The organism is Thermocatellispora tengchongensis (assembly GCF_014202315.1).
In the GTDB taxonomy this organism is placed as follows: Bacteria; Actinomycetota; Actinomycetes; order Streptosporangiales; family Streptosporangiaceae; genus Thermocatellispora; species Thermocatellispora tengchongensis.
On record NZ_JACHGN010000018.1, the window covers coordinates 199,890 to 222,661 of the forward strand.

At 71.6% G+C, this 22,772-nt stretch carries 13 protein-coding genes; 3 read left to right on the forward strand and 10 right to left on the reverse strand.

What is annotated here, in order from left to right; all coding sequences use genetic code 11:
- Window positions 1-31: 31 nt before the first annotated feature.
- The 5 genes from HNP84_RS56390 to HNP84_RS35610 all read right to left on the reverse strand — a co-directional run bounded on the left by HNP84_RS56390 (window position 32) and on the right by HNP84_RS35610 (window position 8,394).
- On the reverse strand, window positions 32-2,749 hold the full coding sequence (locus HNP84_RS56390) for a CBM35 domain-containing protein (RefSeq protein ID WP_185054407.1): 2,718 nt from the start codon (window positions 2,747-2,749) through the stop codon (window positions 32-34).
- 198 nt (window positions 2,750-2,947) lie between these two features.
- Window positions 2,948-4,306 (reverse strand): ABC transporter substrate-binding protein, encoded by a 1,359-nt coding sequence (locus tag HNP84_RS35595; RefSeq protein WP_185054408.1) that lies wholly within the window; start codon window positions 4,304-4,306, stop codon window positions 2,948-2,950.
- Between the two features lie 48 nt (window positions 4,307-4,354).
- Window positions 4,355-5,278, reverse strand: coding sequence for a carbohydrate ABC transporter permease (locus HNP84_RS35600; RefSeq protein ID WP_221337180.1), 924 nt, complete (start codon window positions 5,276-5,278; stop codon window positions 4,355-4,357).
- Window positions 5,279-5,287: 9 nt separating this feature from the next.
- Entirely contained in the window at window positions 5,288-6,238 is a 951-nt protein-coding gene (locus HNP84_RS35605) for a carbohydrate ABC transporter permease (protein WP_221337181.1), read from the reverse strand.
- Entirely contained in the window at window positions 6,235-8,394 is a 2,160-nt protein-coding gene (locus tag HNP84_RS35610; protein WP_376772010.1) for an alpha-galactosidase, read from the reverse strand. Before HNP84_RS35610 ends, HNP84_RS35605 begins: the two co-directional genes overlap by 4 nt.
- 295 nt (window positions 8,395-8,689) lie before the next feature.
- On the opposite strand from HNP84_RS35610, the gene HNP84_RS35615 reads away from it, so the two are divergent.
- Window positions 8,690-9,718: a LacI family DNA-binding transcriptional regulator gene (locus HNP84_RS35615; protein ID WP_185054409.1), complete on the forward strand. Its 1,029-nt coding sequence runs from the start codon at window positions 8,690-8,692 to the stop codon at window positions 9,716-9,718.
- A 313-nt stretch (window positions 9,719-10,031) separates the two neighbouring features.
- Here HNP84_RS35615 and HNP84_RS35620 read toward each other — a convergent pair whose 3' ends face one another.
- Entirely contained in the window at window positions 10,032-12,914 is a 2,883-nt protein-coding gene (locus HNP84_RS35620; RefSeq protein ID WP_246519132.1) for an ATP-binding protein, read from the reverse strand.
- Between the two features lie 2,309 nt (window positions 12,915-15,223).
- On the opposite strand from HNP84_RS35620, the gene HNP84_RS35625 reads away from it, so the two are divergent.
- Entirely contained in the window at window positions 15,224-16,243 is a 1,020-nt protein-coding gene (locus HNP84_RS35625; RefSeq protein WP_221337182.1) for a hypothetical protein, read from the forward strand.
- Between the two features lie 8 nt (window positions 16,244-16,251).
- Here the strand turns inward: HNP84_RS35625 and HNP84_RS35630 are convergent, their stop codons facing one another.
- The 3 genes from HNP84_RS35630 to HNP84_RS35640 form a co-directional block, all read right to left on the reverse strand.
- Complete coding sequence (locus HNP84_RS35630) at window positions 16,252-17,892, reverse strand: ABC transporter permease (RefSeq protein WP_185054412.1); 1,641 nt, start codon at window positions 17,890-17,892, stop codon at window positions 16,252-16,254.
- A 2-nt stretch (window positions 17,893-17,894) separates the two neighbouring features.
- Entirely contained in the window at window positions 17,895-18,824 is a 930-nt protein-coding gene (locus HNP84_RS35635; protein ID WP_185054413.1) for an ABC transporter ATP-binding protein, read from the reverse strand.
- Window positions 18,825-19,056: 232 nt separating this feature from the next.
- Window positions 19,057-20,169: a glycosyltransferase gene (locus HNP84_RS35640; protein WP_246519143.1), complete on the reverse strand. Its 1,113-nt coding sequence runs from the start codon at window positions 20,167-20,169 to the stop codon at window positions 19,057-19,059.
- 243 nt (window positions 20,170-20,412) lie between these two features.
- Here HNP84_RS35640 and HNP84_RS35645 point away from each other — a divergent pair, with 243 nt between their 5' ends.
- Window positions 20,413-21,672, forward strand: a complete 1,260-nt coding sequence (locus HNP84_RS35645) for an activator-dependent family glycosyltransferase (protein WP_185054415.1) — start codon at window positions 20,413-20,415, stop codon at window positions 21,670-21,672.
- 79 nt (window positions 21,673-21,751) lie between these two features.
- Here the strand turns inward: HNP84_RS35645 and HNP84_RS35650 are convergent, their stop codons facing one another.
- Window positions 21,752-22,753 carry an NAD-dependent epimerase/dehydratase family protein gene (locus HNP84_RS35650; protein ID WP_185054416.1) on the reverse strand — a complete coding sequence of 334 codons (1,002 nt, stop codon included), beginning with the start codon at window positions 22,751-22,753 and terminating at the stop codon, window positions 21,752-21,754.
- Between the last annotated feature and the right edge of the window lie 19 nt (window positions 22,754-22,772).

A 22,772-nucleotide genomic window follows, 5' to 3' on the forward strand; every position in this document is an offset into this window, starting at 1 on the left:
GGTTGTGGCCGCACCCACCCGGGGCGAAGGATCAGCCGGTCTTGATCGGTGCGATGGCGAACTTGTCGAGGTTGGGCCCCCACGGGCTGTCGAGCTCGGGGATGCACGGAGTCGGGCATCCCTGGGCCTTCGCGCCGTTGGCGGGGTCGTTGAACAGGGTGATGGTGTTCGTGCCGGCCTTGAGGGTCACGGGTACGCCGCGCGCCCACCAGTTGCCCCAGGACCAGGTGTTCTTGAACCAGTACCTGCTCGAACGGGCCTCGTTGACCGAGATGTCGAGAGGGCGCGAGATGATGTCGGCGTTGTAGACGTGGCCGGACTTCCGCTCGTCGTTGGCGTAGTGCACGACGAGCAGGTAGTCGCCCGCCTTGTCCACGTCCACCTGGAGGGTCAGCCGGTTCTGCGGGCCCTGCCCGACCCAGCCGACGTACTTGCCACCGGAGGCGTAGCCGTGGTTCTCCACCGCGGCCGAGCCGGACCGGGTGGCCGCCTCGGCCTCGATCACCTGCACCGGCTGAGGGCCGGACGTCGCGCGGGTCGCGCTCACCCGGTCCAGGCGCACCGGCGTGGGGCCGGTGGGCTCCACCGTCACCCGGTTGACGCCCGCCGACAGGAACAGCCGGTGCCGGTCGGTCTTCCAGAAGCCGCCGCCCGGGTTGGCGCGGAGCACCGCGCCGCTGACAGCGCGCCGGTCGAGCCCGATGTTCGCGGTGACCGAGCCGCGCTTGCCGGGGCTGTTGTGCCGGAACTCCAGGTCGTAGTAGCCGTCCTCCTCGGCGTAGACGGTGAACATGGCCTCACCGCCGCGCTTGAGGGTGAGGAAGCCCGCCCCCGACTGCTGCCGCTTGTCGTACTCGTAGGTCACCTCGCCCTTGGTCTGCGACCGCTCGGCCTCGTAGTGCCGGGTGGCCGGGCCTGCCGGAGCCGGTTCCAGGTCGATGCGGTCCAGCGTCGCCTGGCCGGCCGCGGTGCCGAGCTGGGGGTGGGACTTGGCCAGGCTGATCTGGTTCGCGCCCGCCTCGAGCTGGACCACGACGTCCTTGCGGGTCCGCCACTGGAAGTTCAGCGTGGCCTGGTAGTCCACGAACTGGGCCTGACCGCCGTTGACCGTGAGCACCTGCTGGGACGGCTGGCCGGTCTGGTTGCCGTACAGGATGCTCAGCTTGTACGCCCCTGCCTTCGGCACCTCCACGCCGAAGGTCACCGCGCTGTTGCTCTGGGTGAGGTTGCCGACGTGGCGGGTGCCGGAGGTGGCGGCCGCGTTCCAGTTCGCCGGGGTCCCGAAGGTGCTGATCGTTCCCGCCGTGATCGTGGCGAGCTCCGCCTCGTACGAGGCTCGCCAGGGCAGTTCCACGGGCCGGGGGGTGCCGGTGCCGCCGGGCGACAGCACGATCTCGTACGCCGCCATCAGGTCGATGTTCGGCCCGCCGTCACCGTTGACCCCGAGCCCGCGCACCGGGATCACCAGCTTGCCGTTCTCGGGGGTGAAGTCCTGGTCGAGCAGCACGACCGGCGGCGGGGCGTCGGAGTTCTGGCCGCTCCACGTGGTCGCCGCCAGGGTCACGTTCACCTTCTCGCCGAACAGCTCCTCGTCGATGTCCTCGACGACCACGTCGAAGTCGGTCGCCGTGCCACCACCGGCCACGATGCGCGCCTGCCGGCGGCGGTCGTCGATGGACGCGATGGCCTCCAGCTTGTCGACCGTGGTCGCGGCCGGGGGAGTGACCTTGACGGTGTCGCCGCCGGCCATGTCGGCGTACATCTTGTAGAACCACCAGCCGCCGCCGGGCTTGTTGGTCTCCACGACGTCACCGCCGAGCAGCCCGGCCGCGGTCCAGTACGCCTTGCCGCCCGCGTCGACCTTCGCCTCCTCGAACATGGAGACGTACTGCACGAGCTGGCCCGGCACGGTCAGGTCGCGGTTGCCGCCGTACTCGTTGATGTTGATCGGGATGGGGGAGATGCCCCGCTCCCGCTCCAGCTCCCGGTAGACCCGGTAGTTGTTGCGGAAGTAGTTCGCGTTCTGGGGGTTCAGCCCGCTGGAGTCGAGCTGGTGCCACGACACGAAGTCGGGCAGCACGTTGTTGTCGCGGGCGTAGGTGAGGAAGTCACCGTAGTTGCGGGCGCGGAACACGGCGTCGTTCGTGCCCATGACCCGCGCGCCCTTGTGGTGCTCGCGGATGTACTCGACGGCGGCCTTCCACTGGGTCAGCAGGGCGTTCATCCGCGTCTGGTACTGCGCGGCGTTGCCGGTGGAGGTGTTGTACCAGATGCCGTCCGGCTCGTTGAACGGCACGTAGACGATGCGGTCGGCGTACGGGCTCTTCTTGACCTGATCGACCACCCAGGCGAGCTTCTTCATGTAGTCGTCGAAGCAGACCTGGTTGCAGGGGATCACGCCGCCCGCGTTCTCATAGGTCCACTGGGCGTACATGTCCTGGACGTTGATCTGGATGTACTGGCCGCCGTTCCGGAAGAACGGGGCCGCCACCACCAGCGCGTCGCCGTTGGGGTGCTGGGCGCCCGCGGGCGGCTTCTGGTTGACGGTGGTCAGCCGCAGCGGTTCCAGCGTGTTGTCACTGGGCACGCCTTCGTCGCTGAGCCCGTACAGGGCCCCGCTGGCGGCGCCGCGGAAGGCGCCGGTCCGCTCGCCGAGATCGACGACGAGCTGCTGGGCCGCGGGTTCCTGTCCGTACGCCGGGGTGCCGGCGCTCACCGCCGCGATGACGAGGGCGAACGCACCGGCCACGGCCGATGTGACTCGCCAGGGTGTTGCTAATCTGGGCATGTTTCTCCTCCAGCTCTCCAACTGCTGGCCGATTTCGGATAGGGGATTCGGTGTATCGGTGGCCGGCCGGGCTCGGGCAGAGAGTTCCCGGCCGGTCGCCGGGGTGTCGCGAACGGGGGCGGGCTCGGGCTCGGGCCGCGCCGCCGTGAGCGCGACGCGCTATTGGAAGAGGGCGTTCACTTCGTCGTTCGCCTTGCTGAGCGAGGACGGGTCGGCCTCGAAGCTCAGCACCGCGTCCATCGCGGGACCCATGATCGCGCTGATGTCGCTGGCGTGGTCGGTGATCGGGTACAGCGACGTCGTCTTCTCGTGGATCTGCACGGTGAACGCGCTGATGTCGATGCCCTTGGCCGCGAACTTCTCCTCGGCGATGGTGAGCGCCTCGGGGATCGCGGGGAAGACGACGGCCTTCTCGGCGACCTTCTTCTGACAGTCGGCGGACGCCAGGTACTTGACCCACTGCCACGCCTGGTCCTTGTGCTCGGTCCCGGCGTAGATGGAGTCGGCCAGGCCGTTGTAGATGGTCGCGCGCTTGCCGGAGGGGCCGACGGGCGTCGGCGCGGTGCCCACCTCGACGCCGTCGTAGCCGTAGTACGAGTTGATCATCCACGACCCGTTGGTGGACAGCGCGTACTTGCCCGCCCCGAAGCCGTCGTTGACGCTGGTGCCGGATCTGGCGATGGCCAGGCTCGGCATGTAGCCCTTCTCGATCAGCCCGCGCCACCACGCGATCGTCTGCTGGAAGCGCGGGTCGTCGTACCGGAACCTGGTGCCCCACGGGTTCTTGTCGGTGAACTGCCAGCCCGTGGACAGCGCGTACATGCTCCACATCTGCTGGCCGACGCCGGCGCCGTTGTTCTCGTCCAGGCCCAGGCCGTAGACCTTGACCTTCGACTTGTCGAAGCCCGGCTCGTCGCCGCGCTTGCCGTTCTCGTCGATGGTGAGCTTGGCGATGACCTTCTCGTAGGTGCCGCCGTCGGTGGGGTTCCAGGTGAGCTTCTTCATCTCGTCTTCGCTGATCCCGGCGTCGGCGAGCATCTTCTTGTTGTAGAAGATCGCCACCGTGTCGAAGTCCTTCGGCAGGCCGTACCGCTTGCCGTCGTTCGACACCCACAGATCGGCGAGGCCGGGGGCGTACGCGTCGGTCTTGACGCCGTCGGCCTTGATGAAGTCGTCCAGCGGCAGGATCTGCCGCTTGGCGGCGAACTCGGGGTAGTAGTTCAGGTGGTTGGTGAAGACGTCCGGCGCGTTGCCCGACACGAGGTTGGTCGTCAGGCTCGTCCAGTAGTCGGCCCAGCCGAACTGTGAGATCTTCACGGTGATGTCGGGGTTGGCGGCGTGGAACGCGTCGGCGCACGCCTGGTAGGCCGGTAGCTGGTTGGAGTCCCACAGCCAGTAGCTGATTTCGGTCTTCTCGGTGCTCGCGGCGTCGCCGCCGCTGTCACCTCCGCTGCCGCACCCGGCCAGGGCCAGTGGCAGCATCGTCGCGACGGCGGCTAGGCGCGTGATTCGTCGCATGCCAGATCTCCTTGTTGCGGTGGGGGATGGCGATGGCTCAGGGATGGATCATTTGATCCCGGAGAACTGGATGGAATTGACTATCCATCGTCCGAAAACAGTGAAGAGCGCGATGACCGGCAAGGCGGCGAGCAGGGTCGCGGCCATGAGCCCGGCCCAGTCCGGCCCGGCCTGCGGAGTCTGCGAACGGAAGATGCCCAGCGCCACGGTGAGCACCCGCACGTCGTCCTCCTGGCCGACGAGCAGGGGCCAGAAGTACTCGTTCCAGGCTCCGATATAGACGAGCAGCGAGATGGTGGCGATCGGCGCCGAGCTCATCGGCACGATCAGCCGGAAGAAGATCCGCGCGTGTCCCGCGCCGTCCACGATCGCGGCCTCCTCCACCTCCCTGCTGATGTTGAGGAAGAACTGCCGCAGGAAGAACACCGCGAACGGCGTCATGAACAGGTACGGCAGCACGATCCCCGCGTACGTGTTGAGCAGCCCGAGCTGCTGGACGGTCACGAAGTTGGGCAACGCGGTGAAGATCGGCGGGACCATCAGCGCGGTGAGGAAGACGAAGAAGACCTTCTCCCGTCCGGGCCAGCGCAGCCGGGCGAACGCGTACGCGGCCATGGCGCTGAAGAAGACCTGGCAGACCGTGATGACGGCCGAGGTGAGCACCGAGTTCGCCAGGTAGCGCCAGAAGTCGATCGTCGCGCCGGAGCCGCCCTCGGCGGTGGCCTCCGACAGCGTCGCGATGCCCAGCACCCGCTTGAAGGCGCCGAGCGTGAAGTCCGCCGGCAGCAGCGAACCCGCGTTCGCGGCGAGGGTCCGGTTGTCGGACAGCGAGATGCGCAGCATCCAGTAGAACGGCACCAGCGTGATCAGGACGAACAGCACGAGGATCGCCCAGGCCGCCATCCGCTGCCAGTTCGGCCGCCGCCGTCCCGCCGGCGAGAAGGATGCGCGTGCTGTCGGTACGTGGCTCATGGCTCCCCCTCAGTCCAGGTCCGTGTCGCCGGCGCGCAGCATCTTGAGCTGCATCAGCGCGAGGCCGGCGAGAATCGCGAAGAGGGCGACGCAGATGGCGGCGGCGTATCCGAAGTCGAAGCGCTGGAACGCCAGCTCGTAGATGTAGTAGTAGATGACCCTGGTGGCGTTGACCGGCCCGCCCTTGGTCGTGACCGCCACCGTGTCGAAGATCTGGAACGACCCGATCACGGTCAGCACCAGCACGAGCACGAGGGTCGGCCGCAGCAGCGGCAGGGTGATCCTGCGGAACATCGTCGGCTCGGAGGCGCCGTCGGTCGCCGCCGCCTCGTAGACCGTCCGCGGGATCGCCTGGAGCCCGGCGAAGATCAGCAGTGCGGTGTAGCCCATGTGCCGCCACACGTTCACCAGCGCGATGGTCGGGATCGCCGTGGCGGTCTCGCCGAAGAAGGCGACCGGGTCCAGGCCCACCCACTCCAGCGCCCTGTTCACGATGCCGAGCTGGGCGTCGAGCATCGTGTACCAGATCAGCGCGACCACCACGTTGGCGACCAGGTACGGCAGCAGCAGCACGCCGCGGATCAGTCCGGAGCGGGTCAGCCGGTGCATGAGCACGGCCAGGCCGAGGGCGACGACCGTCTGCACCCCGATGTTGATCACGACGTACTCGACCGTGACCCGCAGCGAGTTCCAGAACAGGGGGTCCTGGAACAGGCGCCGGTAGTTCTCGGCGCCGACCCATTCCGGCGGGGCGAGCAGGCTGTAGTCGGTGAAGCTGAGGTACATCGTCCGCAGCGTCGGCCACAGGTAGAACACGCCGAACCCGACCGCCGCGGGGAGGAGGAAGACCAGTGCCACGGGCAGGTCGCCCGCCCGGCGCCGGCGCCGCGGCACGGACGTGTCCCGCCGCGGCGCCGAGGCGCCGTGCTGCCGTTCGGTGATGGCGCTCATGACGGTCATGCCTTCGTGATGTGCAGCAGGAGAAGCTGTTCGGGGTGCAGCGGCGGGGCCGACAACCCGACCTCCGCCAGCACCTCGCCGGTGACCACGACGCCCTCGGCCAGCCACGGGTTCGGGGTCAGCGCGGTCGTGCCCGGCTTGTCCCCCGGGGCCAGGGGATGCACGTGGTAGCGCCGGTGCGGGTCGAGCCCGGGGATGCGGACGCGTCCCGGCTGGGTGCGGGCGCCGGTGGTCATCGCCACCACCGAGAACAGCGCCTGGTCCCGCTCGGCGGACACGATTCCGTGCACCCACAGCGCCGGGTCGGGATGGTCGGCCCGCACCACGACGCCGCGGTGCAACCAGCCGCGCATCCGCTTGTAGAGCTCCACCCACCGCCGCAGCTCGGTGCGTTCCTCATCGGTGGCCGTGGTCAGGTCCCACTCGATGCCGAAGTGGCCGAACAACGCCGTCCCGGCCCGCAGCGCCAGGCTCTGCGTGCGCCCGGTGGTGTGCGAGCGTGCCGCCCCCACGTGGGAACCGATCAGCTCCGGCGGCAGGAGCAACGCCGTCCACCGCTGGATCGCCTGCCGCTCCAGGCCGTCGATGCAGTCGCTGGCCCAGACCCGATCGGTCCGCGCGAGGATGCCGAGGTCCACCCGGGCGCCACCCGACGAGCACGACTCGATCTCCAGCCCGGGGTGGCGCGCGCGCAACTCGTCCATCAGCCGGTACACCGCCGTGGTCTGCCCGTGCACGTCCGCGTCGATGAGGTCGCGGTTGTGGTCCCACTTCAGGAACGCGATCCGGTACTCGCTCACGAGCGCGTCCAGCCGCTCCAGGATGTACTGGTACGCCTCCGGCCGGCGCAGGTCGAGAGCCTGCTGGTGCCGGATCGGCGGGGGCCGGCGGCCCATGGCGCCCACGATCCAGTCCGGATGCGCGCGGGCCAGGTCGGAGTCGGGGTTGACCATCTCGGGCTCCACCCACAGGCCGAAGTCCATGCCCCGCGCCCGCACGTGCTCGACGAGCGGGTGCAGCCCTTCCGGCCAGCGCACCTCATCGACGTACCAGTCGCCCAGCCCGGCCCGGTCGTCGCGCCGCCCCCGGAACCACCCGTCGTCGAGCACGAACCGCTCGGCCCCGACCTCGGCCGCCGCGTCGACCAGCGCCTTGAGCCGGCCCAGGTCGTGGTCGAAGTAGACGGCCTCCCAGGTGTTGACGATCACCGGTCGCGGTCCGGCGTGCCCGCTGCGCACCTGACGATGGAAGCGGGCGGCCATCTCGTCCAGGCCGTCACCGTGCACCGCGTAGACCCACGGGGTCTCGTACGACGCGCCGGGCGCGAGCCGGACCTCGCCGCTGCGCAGCAACTCGCCGCCCCCGATGACCGACTCGCCGGTGGGCAGCCGCTCGGCGTACGTGCGGTGATTGCCGCTCCAGCCGACGTGCACGCCCCACACCTGGCCGGACCGGAACCCGAACCCCTTCTCGCCCGCGACGAGGATGAACGAGGCGTCCGAGCCGGTGCGCCCGCGCCGTCCGTCGCGGACATGGGCGGCGGCGGAGAACGCGCGCCGCTGCGGGGTGCGCTCCCGGCTCCAGCGGCCGGTGAAGTCGAGCAGTTCGGTCGCCTCCGACGGGACCGGCAGGGCCATCACCAGGCCGTCGAGCGTGTACCACCCGGACGCGGTGTTGCGCAGGACGGCCCGCATGCGCAGCACGCCGGAGGCCGTCAGGTCCAGGCGGAGTTCGAGGGACAGGCCGCACACCGCGTCCGACGCGAGGACCACGACCTCGCCGCCTTCGGCGCCGCGGTCGTGAACGGCGACGTGCTCGGTCGCGAACAGGGGTGACCAGTGCCGGCCGTCACGGTGGCCGAGGAGGCCGGGCAGGCCGAACCACCCGGTCGCCGGCTCCGGGACCATCGTCACGGAGGCCGGCGTGTCGAGCGAGTTCGGCACCGTCGCCGGCAGCGAAGCCAGCGCCAGCGCCGTCAAGTCCGCGTCGGTCGCGTGCGGCAGCGCCCGCCCCCAGTGAAGCACCCGCGGCAGCCGGGCACCGCGGCAGTCGAGCACCAGTCCCACCCCGGAGGCCTCAAGGTGCACGAAGCCGTCGGCCCCGCCCCGGTCGCTCGCACCGGAGTGAGGGTCGCCCTCGTCGGCGATGGTCTCCACGATTGCCACACTTACGTCCTTCTCGTCCGAATGATGCCGTGCGTCATCGGCCGGGCACCGCCCGTGCCCGGCTGCGAAGGGTCGATGGGGATGACGGGTCGTAGTGAGCGCGCTCACATGTATCGTTCAATGCTGCGCCGAGACTGACATGTCGCCCGCGTTACGTCAAGATGTCGCCCCAGTCTCGCGCGACCGCTTCCGGCCTGGGATGCGTGCTAGAGTCCGAAAGCATTGGTCCGGGCTGCCTGCGACACGACGAGTGGTGCGAATGTCAGACAGAGCCGATCGGGGGAGAATGGCCGACGCGAACAACCGCCGCTCAGTCCGCCGCCCCAGCATCGACGATGTCGCGAAACTCGCCGGCGTTTCCCGGCAGACGGTCTCCAATGTGCTGAACGGCCGTAAGAGTTACTTCTCCACGCAGACCCAGGCGCGCGTCATGGCGGCCATGGAGACGCTCTCCTACAAACCGAACCGCGCGGCCCAGACCCTGCGCTCCCGGCGCAGCATGCAGATCGGTTACCACATGTCGGGCGAGGAGCTGGAGATTGTCAAGGGATTCACGCTCAGCTTCCTTCAGGCGCTGATCAAGGCGGCCGCCCGGCAGGGATACCAGATCCTGGTGTTCACACACTCCGACAGCAACCCCTTGGCGGTTTTCAACGAGCTGATCGCCCGGGGCAACGTCGATGCGCTGATAATCTCCGAATCACAGGTGGACGACCCCCGAGTCCGGCTGCTCGCGCACGGCAAACTGCCGTTCGTCTCCTTCGGCCGTCTCGCCCCTGACCTGCCGCAACAATGGGTGGACATCGACAACTCCGACGGAATGGCCATGCTCATGGACTACCTCGTCGCCAAGGGGTACGGCCGTTTCGCCTATATCGGGGCCGAGGGCGATGAGTACTGGAAGGTCGAGCGGCTTCACGGTTTCAGGCGGGCCCTCGAACACCACGGGCTGAATGCGGCCGACGGCGATGTCTTCCAGGGTTCCGGTGAGGCGATCCGGGAACAGGTGCGCCGCGTTCTGGGCCGGAGGCAACGGCCTGACGCGATCGTCACGGGAAGCGACTATATCGCCGCCGTCGTGGTCAACGTCTGCCATTCCCTGGGGCTTCGCGTAGGGCGGGACATCGCGGTCACCGGCTTCGACGGCGGCGCGATGGGACTCATCACCGAGCCGACCATCACCAGCGTCCGCATACCGCTGGAAAAGGTCGCGAGCGAACTGATCGCCCGCTGCCAGGCCGAAATCGACGCCGGTCCCACCGGCCGTCCCGGCGTTGTGATCCCGACGGAGATATTCCAGGGCGGAAGCGCCTGAGCGGGCTCGCCCTCCCGCCACGAGAAGTGAATGACGACGGGTGTCCCGGCATTCGTTCCGGACGGTCCATCGCCACTCCGGGGGCCTTGATCCGGCGCGCTCCGGCAACAGGGCCGGTCGCGGCCGGTGGTGCGGGCCGGGCGCCGGCGGTGGCCGGGGGGAACCGCCGCCGGATCGAGGAGGCGCCTTGGTGCGGCCGGAGCTCGCGTCCTCGGCGGGCCGGGGAGATGTGGCGCGGCGGGCGGAGCCGCGGCCACCTGCCGTACGGGACGGCCGGCCCTGAGGTGCGATGCCGTGAACGCGTGCTGGTGGATCAGGGGCATGCCTCCAGGTCGCGTCGCAGCGCCGGACCGGCCGGGGTGGCGTCGTCGGGGGCGGGGCCGGGCATCGGCACGCCGCCGCTCTGGCCGGGTCCCATGGCCATGACGCACAGCTCGGTCGGCAGTTCGGTGCGGCCCGACACGTTGAGCTTGCGGTAGACCCTGGTCAGGTGCTGCTCCACCGTGCTCACCGTGATGAACAGGCTGCGCGCGATCTCGTGATTGGTGTCGCCGCGGGCCGCGAGGGCGGCGACGCGGCGCTCGGCGTCGCTCAGCGTACGGATGCCGTGCGCGGCCCCGTTGCCGTTCTCGGCGCCGCCGTCGCCCGAGGGCACGGCGGGCTGCGCGTCGTCGCGCGGGCGGTCGCGATGGCCGTGCGCCTGGGCCGCCAGCAGCGGCTTCGCCCCGCAGTCCTCGGCCACCTGCGACGCGATGCGCGCGGTCATCTGCGCCCGGCCGGCCTCGCCCAGCGCCCGCTGCGCCTGGCTCAGGTCGGTCAGCGCCCACGCCAGCTCCAGCCGGTCGCCGCTGGCCTGGAGCACGTCGATCGCCTCCTTGAGCAGTCCGGGCCGCTTGCGCAGCTCGCTGGTGGCCGCCAGAAGGCGCAGCGAGTGGCCGCGGGCGCGCGACCGGCCGGGGCCGAGCAACTTGAGCTGCTCGGAGATGAGCCGGCGCGCCTGCTCGTAGTGCCCCATCTCGATGTGCGCGACGGCCGCCTTCGTCCGCCAGGGGATGAACTCCGGCAGGTCGAGCCGCCAGTCCGTCATCAGCGCCCCGCAGCGGGTGAAGTCGTTCAGCGCCGCCCGGAACCGTTCGGTGGCCAGGAAGTACTGGCCGCGCGCGTACAGGTACTGCAGGCCGAACCGCGACCGGAACATCGCCTCGGGCACCGGCTGGCTGAGCCGGCAGGAGGCCTTGTCCAGCTTGCCCATCGCGATCACCGACTGGAGCAGGCTGGACAGCGGCAGCGCCACCCACACGCCCCAGCCGGCCGCGGAGAGCTGCGACAACGCGGCGTCGGCGCTGCGCTCGGCCCGCGGCAGCGCTCCCCGGCGCAGCGCGATCTCGGCGTCGATCGCGGTGAGCATGGCCTGCCAGCTCGGCGCGCGCCGGCTGATCGCCTCATCGAGCAGGATGCGGCACCAGTGGCCCGCCTTCTCCACGCGGTCGGCGTAGATCAGCGCGAGCAGCGAGGAGGTGATCGGCTCCATCGTGGTCTCGTCCAGCCGGGAGCTCTCCAGCACGGTCTCCGCCTGGCTGATGGCCTCCTCGCTCCCGCCCTCGGCGAGCACGGTGAACAGCGCCGTCGTGGCCTCCGCCTCCAGCCCGGCCGCCGTGGCGGGCACCATGTGCCTGGGCGCGGGGGGTTCCTTCGCCGCCTTGTCCAGCAGGCTGGGATGAGAGCAGGCGAGCCACTGGCGCAGCGCCTCCTCCTGGCCCGACACCTCGCTCAGCGCCGCCGCGGCGTCGTCCACGCGGCCGTACCAGAGCAGGAACTTCATGGTGGTCACCAGCGTGTCGCCGGTCAGCCGCCGGGCGCGCACCCCGGCCGCCAGCTCCGGCAGGTGGCGCACAGCCCGTGAGGCGTTGTGCCGCCACTCCGCGACCGCCAGCGACACGGTGAGCCGCAGCCGCTCGCTCTCGTCGCTCGCGCGCCGGGCCAGCTCCAGGCAGGATATGGCGAACTTGACGCGGTCCTCCGCCAGCGCGTGCCGGGCGGCCTCCTCCAGCACCTCCGGCATCCACGGGAGGTCGGCGACACCGGCGAGGACCAGGTGCTCGGCCACCGTGGTGGCCTCGGCGCCGCTCTCGTGCAGGAGCTGGGCGGCCTGGACGTGCAGCCCCGAGCGGTGGTCCTGGCCCAGGGCGTTCACGATCGTGGCGCGGATGTGCGGGTGCCGGAAGGCGTCACCGCGCAGGAGCCCGGTGCCGCGCAGGGCGCGCATGACGAGCGGGACGTGCGCCGGGTTCATGCCCAGCAGCTCGGCCAGCAACTCCGGAGTCGCCGCCGGGCCGAGGATCGCCATGCCGCGGGCCAGCTCCAGCATGTCCTCGCCGCCGCGGTGCAGGCAGCTCAGCACCGCCTGGGAGAACTCCTCGCCGAGGACGAGCGGGGGAGCGGACTGGCCCTCGGCCTGGCCCGCCGCCGGTGAACCCCGCTGGTCGGCCATGAGCGCGTGCACGAGGAGCGGGTTGCCCCCGGTCAGGTCGTGGCAGGCGCGGCTGAGCCGGCTGCCGGGCCTCTCCTGCAGCAGCGCCGCCACCCCGCGCTCGCTCAGCGGCGACAGCCGGACCCGGTCGCAGTGGGGCAGGCGCAGGAACTCGGGATCGACGCACGGGTGAGCGGGGGTGCGCGACTCCAGCTCGGTCAGCACCAGCCGTACGCTCGACGAGCGCAGCCGCCGGGCGAAGTAGAGCAGGCACTGGCTGGAGGGGGCGTCCGCGTAGTGCGCGTCATCGACCGCGATCAGCACCGGCGCCTCCATGGCCGCGCGCAGCACCACGCCCCACAGCCGCTGCATGATCTGCGCCCACATCTGCGGCACCGTTTCGGTTTCGAGCTCCGACCACATCGCGGCGACGGCGCCCTTGCGCAACAACAGGTCGAGCTCGGCCCTGTCCTCGCGGCCGGCCGGCAGCGCGCTGAAGAGCTGGTTCACCACCTCCAACGGAAGCTTGTGGTCGGCCTGGGACGCGGTGGCGGTGAGCACGATCGCACCATTATCGGCGGCCTTTTCGGATAACGTGTGCAACAGGCGGCTCTTGCCGACCGCCACGGAGCCACTGATCACCGCCAGTAGCCCCTTACCCTGCGGGCTGTCGTCAAATGACCGGAACAAGTGTTCAAATTGCCTGTCTCGTTCGATCAGAGCCATTGTTTGAATCCTCTGGCTGAATCTACGAAAAAGGTTTACGGGTGCGGGGGGCGGACTTCTTCCAGAATTCTGGGTAAACTTTGCGGCGAGGACGGCGGCCGGCCCCGGACGCGATTCCGGCCGCCGGCCGATTCAGCCGGACGTGTACGGACGCGCATGTGGTAAGAGCCGGCACAGGTGAGGTTGTGCCCGTATCCGTCCGGCCGATGTCACGTCATCGACCGGTATCACTTCGAATATCGTCGAAGGTTGGGGAACGGGTGGGCACGCAGGGCTCAGGCCACCGAGGCGGTCGCGCAGCGTGACCACGAGCGGCGGCCACCGGCGGAGGGGGCCGCACCCGGCAGGTGATTCGGCCCTCATGGAACCGGCTCCCGCGCACGGCCCCGGCGGCCCGCCGAGCGGGCTTCGGCCACCGTCGCGGCCCATGCCGCCATCCCGGCCCATGCTGCGGTCCTGGTCCGTGCTGCGGTCCTGGTCCGTGCCGCGGTCGCGGTCGGTGCTGTGGTCGCGGCCCGTGCCGCCGTCCCGGCCCGCCCCGCGCAGGCGCGTCGGCCTGCGGAGGCGCCCCGGCCTGCGGAGGCGCCCCGGCCCGCCCGCTGCCCGGCTCGCCGGACCCGGCGGCCCGGACCGCGATGAGCGACGCCCGGACGCCGGTCACAGAACCACCGTGCCGGGCGACGGCAGGGGAGGTTCCGGGGGCGATGCCCGCCGGCCGCGGGCGTGATCTGTGTGCGGCGGATGCCGCATGGGGGCGGGCGGTGCGCACGCGCTGGCGGCGGCACCGGATCGCCTGGTGGTGAGGGGCGGGCCGTCAGGGGGCCGGCAGGTCCTGACGGACGTGATCGTGCCGGCCGGCCAGGCCATGGGCGCGTGCCTGGGCCTGGGCGCGTGTCTCGTCGTGGGCGTGTGCCTGGCCATGGGCCTTTGCCTGGGCGTGGGCGCGTGCGTGGGCTTGGCCACGTGTCTCGGCTTTGGCGTGTGCCTGGGCGTGTGCCTGGGCTTGGATTCGTGCGTGGGCTTGGGCGCGTGTCCGGGCTCGGTCCCCGTGCGCCCGTCGGCGGGGCTCGGCCGTCCATGGCCCTGGTGCGGCCGGGCTGGGGTGGTCGTCGCCGAGGCGGCCGGTGTTGTCCGCGCGCGTACGGCCGGGTGGCCGGCAGGGCTCGTCGGGCCGCGCCCGCGTCGGCTCACCGGCGCGGTGGCGGCGGGCGATCGTGCGTTCCTGTGCCGGTCAGCGCCCGGCCGGGCACAACGCTCCGGCTCGGCGGCGGTGTTCACATGGACCTTGCGGTGCCCCTCCGCGACTTCCACAACTATCACCCCGTGTGTTCCAGTCCCAGCAGCAACCTCGATCGAAGACGCTCTCGATGGAGTTGTGCGCCCCCGCGCCCTGCCGAATCGGCCGCTCCGGAACTGCTGCCATCCCGCGGGGCACGGGCTCCTTTCGTCCGGGTGGATCACCAGCCGATACCGTCACGCAACGTGACCGCGGACGGGCGGTCGTCACCGCCTGCCCAACGGACTTCCAAGAGCCGGTATCGCTCATTGTATTTGCAAGAGTATGCCGCTTCGGCTGCCGGGCCGCAATGAGCGGTACGTACTCACATTGTCACGAACCACGATGTCAGGGATGCGGTTGCCGTCGGCAATAGCCGGTGATTAGTCCGTTTCAGGGGGGTACGCCGTTGGAATAAGGGGCGGTTCGTGATAAGGCGGTGAGGGTGGGCGTGCCGCACCCGAACTTCATCATCTGGTGAAGCGATGTCTGACGCGCGCGCCTGACCTGCGCCGATCTTGTGTCATACACCCGGGCGGACGCCCGCGCCGATTTGCGGTCCCGTCCCCCCGCGGCGCGGCGCCCGTCCCCCCGCGGCTCCCGCCGCCCGAACCCCTGTTCCGGACACCTGCGATACGCCGCCGCGAGCCCCGGCGCCGACCGCCCGCCGACAGGCCCGATCCGAGCAAGGCTCACGTCTTTGGGCCGTTCCGGCGGGGCGTGTGCCCGCCCGTCCGCCGCGCCCCGTCCGCCGGGACCGCGGCCGGAGGTGCTCATCGCGCTCGCCGGGGGGCCGGGCCGAAATCGGCCCCGCGCGGAGCCCGGCCGTCCGTGCGCCGCAACCGCCCCCGCCCGACTCCGGTCACCTCGCACCCGGTTCGGCGCCAAGGTGCGGAAAACGGTGTCGTGCGCGGAGCGGGACCACGCAAATCGCGGGCATCCTTCTCGGTCATTCGAGCTTGGTCATTCGAGCCGGTATGGTGAGCCGCCGCTTTAGGGGTTGACGGGCCCGTGGAATGCGGGCGAAATGAGAATGCGGAAAAACAAAAGGCCGGAGATCCCGGCGGCGGGCGTCTCGCCGGGCAAGCCCGCGGAGAAGGGTTCACCTGTGTCGCTGGGATACTTCTTCAAGGCCGGGGCCGCCCTTGAGCCGCAGGGAGAGGCGCTCTACGGCCGCTACGAGGTCATGCGCACCTGGTGCGACCAGGCGGCCGGCTGGCTCGGCATCGGCGTGGACGAGCTGCTCTCGCTGGAGATCAGGACCGACGAGCTGGCCCATATCCCGCTGCTGCGCAGCATCGTGGTCTCCCTCGGCATCGTGGACGTCCTGGAGGCGGCCGGGGTCCGGGCCCGGAGTGTCGGCGGCTACAGCAGCGGGGTCATGGTCGCGTCGTGCGTGGCCGGGGGCATCGAGCGCAAGGACCTGCTGTCGCTGGCCCGGCGCATGATGGAGGCGCCCGACCTGTCGCTGGGGCCCCGGCCGCAAGGGCTGGCCCAGCTCGCGTTCCCGCGTGCCACGCCCCAGCGCGAGATCGACTGGTACTACGGGGACGTGTGGCCGGAGGTGTACCTGGCGGCCGACTCCGGGCTGACCGCCGACGGCGAGTACCGCATGATCACCGTGTCGGGGTACCTCGACGTGCTCGAACGGCTGGCCACGCACATGCCGGCGGATCGGGCGCTGGTCTACCCCTCCTTCGGCGCGCTGCACAGCCCGCTGTCACGGCCGCTGCGCGACTTCATGGAGCCGCACGTACGCCGGACGCGGTTCCATGACCCGCGGCTGCCGCTGTTCACCGGGTTCCGGCGGGAGCCGGTGACCACGGCCGCCGAGGTCGCCGGCGCGTTCGTGCGCAACTACACCGACCCCATCTGGCTGGGGCACCTGCACGACGGCATGAGGCAGGCCGGGGTGCGGGTGGCGGTCGCCCCGGGGCCGGGCAAGCCGCTGCAGATGTCGGTGCTGCGCTGGCCGTTCGAGGTGCTTGAGGTGCTGACCCCCGACGACGTGGCCGACGCCCTGCTCACCCTGCACGACCTCGCGCTGCTCTGACCCGGCGCTCACGCCTCCAGGTCGCGCCGCCGGAAGCCCGCGTACGCGGCGGCCACGAGCACGGCCGCCAGCACGGTGAACGCGATCGGCGCCGCCCAGTTCAGCGTCATCATGGGGTGGCTGTAGCCGAACGGGGTGAACACGAAGGCGCCCCGGCCGATCAGTCCCGCTTCGCCGACGGCCACGAGGATCAGCAGGACCACCAGGAACCCCCAGCCGACCGCCACCGCGGCGCGCGGCACCAGGCCGTACAGGGCGAGGGTGACCGCGGCGATGAACCACACGGCCGGCAGCCCGAGCAGCGCCTGGCCGACCTGGTGGGTCAGCTTCTCCGGCTGCCCCGTGGCCAGCGCGTACGGCACGCCGGTGCCGAGCCCGACGAGTAGCAGCATCAGGCTCGGCCCGGCGAGCGCGAACAGGACATGACCGGACAGCCAGCGGCTCCGGCTCACCGGCCCGGCCAGCAGGGTGGCCGCGAACGCCTTCTCCTCTTCGGCGTGGGCGCGCAGCGGAATGCTCACGGCGGGCACGCCGACCACGAGGAGCAGCACGAAGGTGATGATCGCCAGGAAGGCGTCGCCGACGCTGTCGCTGTCCAGCCCGGCGAGCCATTCGCGCAGCACCCCGAGCCCGCCCAGCCGGTCGTCGAAGGTGTTGGACACCCACCCGACCAGGATGCTGACCACGGTCAGGCTCAGCGTCCAGGTCAGCAGGTGGTCGTGGTGGAGCCGCCAGGCGAGGGCGAGCGGACTGCGCAGCCGGGGCCCCGCCTGCGGCGGCCCGAACGTGCCGGCCCGGTCGGGGATCGTGCCGGAGCCGAGGTCGCGGCGCGCCGACAGCGCGTACGCGAGCGCGGCGAAGGCCACCGTGAGCGCGATCGGGACGAGTGCCACCCACCACTGCTCGTCCACGTAGACCCTGGCGAACCGGGTCCAGCCGATGGGCGACAGCCAGGCCAGCCACTCGCTCTCACCCCGGGCGCCGCCGATCCCGGGGGCGAAGGCGGCGGCGAGCAGGCCGACGCAGATGCCGCGGCCGAGCGCGGAGCTCTGGGCGAGCTGGGCCACCGTTCCGGCCGCCGCCCCGTACGCGCACCCGATCAGGGCGAACAGCAGGCCGTAGAGCAGCGAGCCCGCGAGCGGGTATCCGGTGACCAGGACGAGCAGGAGCGTCAGGGCCAGCCCGCTGACCAGGTTCGCGGCGAAGACCGCGGCGAACGCCGCGGTCAGCCCCGCCTGGCGGCCCACCGCGGTGGCGCTGATCAGCTCCCTGCGGCCCGACTCCTCCTCCGTGCGGGTGTGCCGGATCACCATGAGGGCGCTGGCGAGCCCGGCGACCAGGACGCCCTGGGCCGCCGAGCGCCAGGCGACGATGCCCTGCATGGAGGTGTCGACGACCGGCCCGAGGACCGACAGCGTGACCGGGTTGGCCTCGTTGCCCTGGGCGAAGACCTCGCGCGACTCGGGCGTCGGCAGCAGCGCCTCCAGGGAGAAGGCGTTGAAGATCGGGATCGCCACCAGCAGCAGGATCCAGATCGCGAAGCGGACCTTGTCGCGGCCCAGGATGAACAGCAGCAGGGTCAGGGCGCCGGTGTGCTGCCGGGCGGGCGCGTGGGCGCCGCCGGAGACGGTCGCGGTGGTGGCGGCCATGCTCAGCGCCCCCGCGTCGTGCCGGAGGAGGCGGTCTCGGCGCCGGAGCCGGTGCGCTGGTAGTGGCGCATGAACAGCTCCTCCAGCGACGCGGGCTGCGCGGTGATGCCGCGCAGGCCGAGCGCGCTGAGCCGGCCCATGACCTCGCCGATGTGCTCGGTGTCCACGGTGCAGTGCAGCCGCGAGCCCTCGACGCGCGCGTCGTGCACGCCGGGCAGGCCGCTCACCTGGCCGGGGTCGCCGGTGAGGTCGGCCGTGACCGTCGTACGGGTGAGGTGGCGCAGCTCCTCCAGCGTGCCGCTCTCGACGATGCGCCCGTCGCGGATGATGCTCACCCGGTCGCACAGCACCTCGACCTCGGCGAGGATGTGGCTGGACAGCAGGACGGTCACGCCCTGGTGCTTCTTCTCCGCGACGCATTTGCGGAACTCCGCCTCCATCAGCGGATCGAGCCCCGAGGTCGGCTCGTCGAGCAGCAGGAGCTCGGCGTTGGACGCCAGCGCCGCCACCAGGGCGACCTTCTGCCGGTTGCCCTTGGAGTAGGTGTGGGCCCTCTTGCGGGGATCGAGCGCGAAACGCTCGATCAGCTCGTCGCGGCGGCGCCGGTCGAGGTCGCCGCGCAGCCGGCCGAGCAGGTCGATGATCTCGCCGCCGGTGAGGTTGGGCCACAGGGTGACGTCGCCGGGCACGTAGACCAGGCGGCGGTGCAGCTCCACCGCGTCGCGCCACGGGTCGCCGCCGAGCAGGGTCACCTCGCCCGAGGTGGCGCGGAGCATGCCGAGCAGGATCCGCAGCGTGGTGGTCTTTCCGGCGCCGTTGGGGCCCAGGTAGCCGTGGACCTCGGCCGTGGTCACCGTGAGATTCAGCCCGTCGAGCGCGCGGGTGCGGCCGAAGGTCTTGACCAGGCCGGTCGCCGAAATCGCCGTTGTCATGGTTCCTCACCGGGGGCAGTGGACGGCCCGCCGGGCGGGACCGGCTGACCGCGTGGGTGTGGAGCGTATTGCTGGCCTGCGATTCGTGGTGGTGCCCGGACGGCAATCATAGGCCAGGCCGCTTGACCACGCTATCGGGAGCGGTGAAGTGCGGTTGTCATCGTAATTGAATTGACGCGCGGGAGTGCGCGGCCCGGCCCCCTAATTTCCCCGGGCGATTATTCGGCGCCCCCTATCCGCCCCTACCGGCCTGCGCCCATATGGCCAGCGTGCCGGCCACCTCGGCGGGCGGCGGCAGCGCGGCGCACTCCGCGGCCAGCCGCTCCGCGCCCGCCCGGAGAGCCGGGTCCTCCACCAGCCGTCGCAGCAGCGCCGCGTCCACGTCCTCGGGACGGGCGGTGATCGCCGCGCCCTGCCGGGTCACGGCCTGCGCGTTGAGGTGGCGGGGCAGTTCGTCGGGCAGCACGAGCTGGGGGACGCCCGCGGCGACCGCGCTCATCACGGTGCCCGCGCCGCCGTGGTGCACGAGCGCCGACGCCCCGGGCAGCAGCCGGGGCAGCGGCACCCATCCCGCCGCCTCCACGTTCGGCGGCAGCGGTTCGTACGCCTTCGCCGCCTCCGGGGGCATCGCCAGGACGACATCGGCATCGACCTGGCCGGCGGCCCGCAGGATCCGGCCCAGCCGCCCGATGCGGTCGTCCTGGGTGGAGGTGCCGCCGGTGACGACCAGGCGGGGCCGGGGAGACGGGGCCTGCCGGCAGGGGAGCACGAACCCGCCGCTGTAGGGCATGTGCCGCATGGCCAGGTCGCGCGGCTTGCCGGTGGCCAGCGCGGGCGGCACGGCGGTGACGATCCGCTCGGGCGCGCGCGCCTGTGGCGGCAGGTCGTGCCCGAACGCGCCGGCGAGCACGTCCGCGAGGTGGCCGAGCATCGAGGAGGTGTCGCAGATCTCGATGTCGTGCCGGACCGAGGGCACGCCCCGCCGGGCCGCCGCCACCGCGCCGATCGGGGTGATCTCGGAGTAGACCACCAGATCGGGCCGCCACGCCTCGGCCAGTTCCGCCAGCGGCCGGGCCAGCGTGTCGTTCAGGGCGGCGAACTTCATCCCGTGCGCGCGCAGGGCGCCCAGCCCCTGCACGTCGGGGTAGCGCCGGTGCAGTTGCTCCTCCCACTCCTCCACGGCGAATCCGGGGAGCAGGTCGGCGACCGGCAGGCCGGCCTGCCGGACGTGTTCGGTGACCCCCGCGGTGGCGAACAACACGTCGTTGCCCGTCGTACGGCCGGCCCAGGCGAGCGGCACCAGCGGCAGGACGTGACTGAGCACCGGATTGGCGACGAACAACATTCTCACGTGCGCCAATATATTGCCGCCGGGTCCACCGGAAAATGCGAAAAATAGGGGATTTGGCGAGTTAATTGGAAATGTGGGGTGGTCGCCGGTGCGTGCCTGTCTGTCCGCCGTATCCCGTCACGCTGCGCGACCCGGGCCCCGACCCCGTTCCCCCGGACCCCAGAGGCGCGCGGTAGGGGTTGACCGCCGCTCCGGCACGGGACGACGATCGGCGCAACGAGCCGCCGGAGGACGCCGATGCGAGTGCTGTTCCTGGCGCTGCCGGCCCGCACCCACCTGTACTCGATGGTCCCCCTGGCGTGGTCCCTGCACGCGGCGGGGCACCAGGTGTGCGTGGCCAGCGCGCCCGACCTCACCGCCGAGATCACCCGTACCGGGCTCACGCCGGTCGCGATCGGCGAGACGGCCGACATCGACGCCAAGGCCCGCCGCCGTACCAGGAGCGAGGTCACCAACGCCTGGACGGCGATGGCCGAGTCCAGGCCGGAGATGCTGACGTGGGACTTCGTCCTGCCCGTCCTGGCCTACAGCGCCCGGGTCATGCAGGAGCTCAACACGCCGCGGGCCATCGACGACCTGGTGGCCTTCGCCCGCGAATGGCGGCCCGACCTGGTCGTCTGGGATCCGCTCACCATGGCCGGGCCGATCGCCGCCCGCGTCACCGGCGCGGCGCACGCCCGGATGCTGTGGGGGATGGACCTGCTGGGCCGGATGCGCAGGATCTTCCTCGACATCGCCGCCCACCCGCTGTCGGAGTTCACCGAGGACCCGCTGGGCGAGTGGCTGCGGCGCGCGCTCAAGGCGTACGACCGCGACTTCGACGAGGAGGTCGTCGCCGGCCAGTGGACCATCGACCCCTGGCCGTCCTGGCTCGGCTTCCCGCTCGGGCTCAGGCGGGTCGCCGCGAGATACGTGCCCTACAACGGGCCGGTGCCCATCCCGCGGTGGGTGCTGCGGCCACCGGAGCGGCCCCGGGTGTGCCTGACGCTCGGGCTGTCGCAACGGGAGGTCGAGGGGGAGCACGAGGGCGCCCTGCCCGCGATGCTGGAGGCGCTGGGCGGCCTGGACGTCGAAGTGGTCGCCACGCTGAACGCCGCGCAGCTCGCGGCGGTCCCGGCGCTGCCGGGCAACGTGCGCCCGGTCGACTTCGTGCCGCTGAGCACGCTCCTGCCGGCCTGCTCGCTGATCATCCACCACGGCGGTTCCGGCACCTTCGGCAACGCGCTCGTGGCGGGGGTGCCGCAGTTCGTCGTCCCGGACGGCACCTGGGACAGCACCCTCATCGGCGCCAGGCTCGCCGAGCGCGGCGCCGGCCTGTCGGCGGGACCGGACGAGCGCACCCCCGAGGCCCTGCGCGAACAGGTGCGCCGCATGATCGACGACCCGTCCTTCCGGGCGAACGCCGCCCTGGCCCGCGACGAGGCGCTCGCCGCGCCCTCCCTCGCGTCGGTCGCCGCCGAACTGGAGACGCTGACCTCGGCGCACCGCACCGGCTGAGGCCCTACCGCGCCAAGGGCCCGGGGCGTACGAGGGCCGCGCCGAGGTACCGGCCGCAAGGTCGGCAGTGTGGTGACGGTCAGGCGGGTCGTACGAGGGCCGAGCCGGCCATGGCGCGCACCGTCGCGGCGAGGCCGTCGTCCAGGGACACCTCCGGCCGCCACCCCGTCGCGGCCCGGAACGCCGAGGAGTCGATCGCGTAGCCGACCGAGTCGGTCGCCGCCGCCTCGGGCGGGGCCGGGACCGAGGCCACCGGCACCGGCGGCGCGCCGGTGGCCGCCGCGACCAGCTCGGCGATCCGCGTGAACAGGGCCCTGAGCGGGGTGCCCACGCCCGTGCCGACCACCCAGTGCCGGCCGGCCAGCGCGTCGGCGTGGTCGAGCGCGGCCAGGAACGCCCGCGCCGCGTCCTCGACGTACAGCAGGTCGCGCTCGACCGTCCCGTCGTGCCACATGGTCAGCGGCTCGCCCGCCAGCGCGCGGCGGATCATCGTCGCGCACACGCCCCGGTCCGGCGCCACCGAGGCCGGGCCCTGCCCGAAGACGGTGGGCAGGCGCAGGACGACGCCCCGGAGCACGCCCTCGGCCGACGCCTGCTTCAGCGCCCGCTCGGCGCCGAGCTTGTGCCGGCCGTACACGCTGACGGGGGCGTCGGGCTCGGTGCCGTCGATCCGCCCCCCGACCGGCGCGCACACCTGCGAGGCGGACCCGGCGAACACCACCACCGGCGGCGGCCCCGCACGGCGTGCCCCGCGCAGGGCGCCGACCGTGTCGAGGAGGACGCCGAGGTTGGCCCGCTCGCCCAGGCCGTCGGACTCGGACGCCCGCCACGTGGCCGCGCCCTCGATCCTGGCCACCAGGTGCACCACCGCGTCGGCGCCGGCGACAGCGTCGGCCACGGCGGAGGGAGAGGTCAGGTCGGCCTCGCGCACCTCGACCTCGGCCGCGCCGGCCGGCACCGCGCTGGGCCTGCGGGCCACCGCGCGCAGCCGCACGGGACGCCGGGACAGGGCCGCCGTGACGGCCGAGCCGATGAAGCCGGAAGCGCCGAGGACGGTGACCAGCGGCCTGCGGGAATTCACCGCGCGGCTCCCTTCGGAT